The organism is Anaerotruncus sp. 1XD42-93, from assembly GCF_009917605.1.
In the GTDB taxonomy this organism is placed as follows: Bacteria; Bacillota; Clostridia; order Oscillospirales; family Ruminococcaceae; genus Anaerotruncus.
The window spans coordinates 1-2,012 of record NZ_QZEG01000152.1; the positions used below are offsets into that span (position 1 = coordinate 1).

2 protein-coding genes and 2 pseudogenes are annotated in these 2,012 nt (G+C 48.2%); 2 read left to right on the forward strand and 2 right to left on the reverse strand.

What is annotated here, in order from left to right; genetic code table 11:
• Positions 1-270: 270 nt before the first annotated feature.
• A complete protein-coding gene (locus D5269_RS17570; protein WP_120487435.1) occupies positions 271-1,068 on the forward strand; it encodes a hypothetical protein in 798 nt (265 codons plus the stop codon).
• A 120-nt stretch (positions 1,069-1,188) separates the two neighbouring features.
• Here the strand turns inward: D5269_RS17570 and D5269_RS18925 are convergent, their stop codons facing one another.
• The gene (locus tag D5269_RS18925; protein ID WP_256374392.1) at positions 1,189-1,323 is read right to left on the reverse strand and encodes a hypothetical protein; all 135 of its coding nucleotides are present in this window, start codon (positions 1,321-1,323) and stop codon (positions 1,189-1,191) included.
• A 178-nt stretch (positions 1,324-1,501) separates the two neighbouring features.
• A pseudogene (locus D5269_RS17575) lies at positions 1,502-1,744 on the reverse strand (FAD-binding protein); the annotation flags it as partial.
• Between D5269_RS17575 and D5269_RS17580 the strand changes: the two are divergent.
• Positions 1,661-2,012, forward strand: a pseudogene (locus tag D5269_RS17580) (response regulator); the annotation flags it as partial. The pseudogenes D5269_RS17575 and D5269_RS17580 sit on opposite strands and share 84 nt — an antisense overlap.

The window sequence follows — 2,012 nt, forward strand, 5'->3', positions numbered from 1 at the left end:
TTCTCGGAGGACATCAAGAAATGTCTGGACAGCGGCATGAATGCGCATGTGGCCAAGCCGATTGACGTTGACGAAGTAGCATATCTGTTGAAAAAGTACATGAAACATAGTCAAAGCACGTAGAGCCTGAACTCTCGCTGTGACTCGTAGTGCGGCAGCCAACAAAACCGAGAAAAAGGTTGCCGTCGAAATCGACTAGAAAGAAGGGGGAGCAGGTAGCTCCTCCTTTTTGCTTTTTGGACTATACGGATTGGAAAGGAAAGGTTCCTGATGAGAAAACGTATGGCAATTGTTTTGCTCATTCTGATCATTCTATGCGGCTGCGGCGCTCATGAAATCCCACCTTCGGAACCAGTCAAGCCGGAAAGCGTCTCCGGGCTTGTTTGGAACAGTTTTCGGGATATGAGTGGTGAATCCGTTGTTTTTGATCATATGAAAAGGATAACCCTGAACTACGCCTTGGGTTGGAATCTGGATCAGGAGGGGTATATAAAACTGGAGCCGGGAACCGTGTTCGGGAATTATACAGTGACAGCAGCCAGTGCGGGTTATTTTATTCAACGTGATAGCGACGATAGGCTTAGCCTGGTATGCGACCAGACTAGCTATTTGGTGGAGTGTCAGGAAAGCATTCCCGGCATACTCCAGATCGCTGATGATACCGTCCGGTTCTTCCCCTATGAGGATCCGGGAAACAACCTTCTTTTTATACATTATAGGCAAAGCAATGATGCAGAAATATTTGCCGAAAGCAGTATCGTTTCCACAGGTAACGGCGATACGATCCGGATACAGCCTGTTGGCATTTCTTTGGCGGGCGATAACAGCGTGATTGAGGAAAGCATTATAACCGAATTGCTTCCTTTCGATAATGAAGCATCCCTGCGCTGGTATGATGTCAATATCCGGTTTAATGAAATCCAGCTCCTTGGATTTTGCGATGGTGAAGGGATCGAGGTATTCAGAACCAATGTCATCGGATGCATCTACGATGCGGATTTCATCACGATTAACAGACAACTTCAGCCAACGGAGGTTATCAGGCCAGAGTTTATGTACAGGTTTTAAAATTTATATACGGGTTTTGGGGGAGCGGCTTTTAACCGGATATATTACATCTGGAAATACAAATCAATAGCTTCTCTAAACTGAGGAGTGACCGTTCGCGCATTTTATAACCGAGGGACTTCACTCTCTCACCCTATCAGAATCTGCACCGTCGCTGATGGTCAAACGATTTGCTTCCCCACAGACGAATAGTCCACTCTCTCTAAAAGGCCTCTTTCTCTTATCATGCTGGAGCGTCTCCTTGACCTTTACCATATTTCTGCCCCCTTTTTGAAAATTGATTTCCGCATTTCTGAACCAGAAGAGATTGCATGGATGATACTGGAAAGTTGTATCCCGCTCTGGGCATCTGTCGTGCTGTCAGCACGGAGAATTTCAGATTATAAAACAGGACGCTCTACGGGGTTCCCGCAGAGCGTCCTGAAAATGAGTCTTACTCTTTTTTTGCAAGCTCTTTCTTGACTGCCTCGGTCAGCAACGGCAGGATCTTATGTACATCCCCGACGACGCCGAAGTCCGCGACCTCGAAGATCGGCGCACCCGGATCCTTATTGATCGCAATGATGATCTCCGAATCCTCCATGCCCGCCAGATGCTGGATTGCGCCCGAGATGCCGCACGCGATATACAGGTTCGGACGGACCGTCTTACCGGTCTGGCCGACCTGACGGTCTTTGATGTGCCGTTGCTTTTGATTTCTGCTTACGACTGGAGCGAGATCGAGGAAAATGCCCGGGGAGCAGGGATCAGTGGTTTCATCTCCAAGCCGCTCTTTAAATCTACGCTGTTTTATGGGCTCAAGAAGTTTATTGACCCTCTGTGGCAGGCACAGGAGGACACCTTGGAGAGCAGCGAACATTTCAGTGGCAGACATATTCTGTTGGCCGAGGACAACGATCTCAACTGGGAGATTGCGGAGGAGTTGCTTTCTGACCTTGGCCTGG

Coding starts and splice junctions, on each gene's coding strand:
- D5269_RS17570 (WP_120487435.1), top strand. CDS start 271: ATGAGAAAACGTATGGCAATTGTTTTGCTCATTCTGATCATTCTATGC.
- D5269_RS18925 (WP_256374392.1), bottom strand. CDS start 1,323: ATGGTAAAGGTCAAGGAGACGCTCCAGCATGATAAGAGAAAGAGGCCT.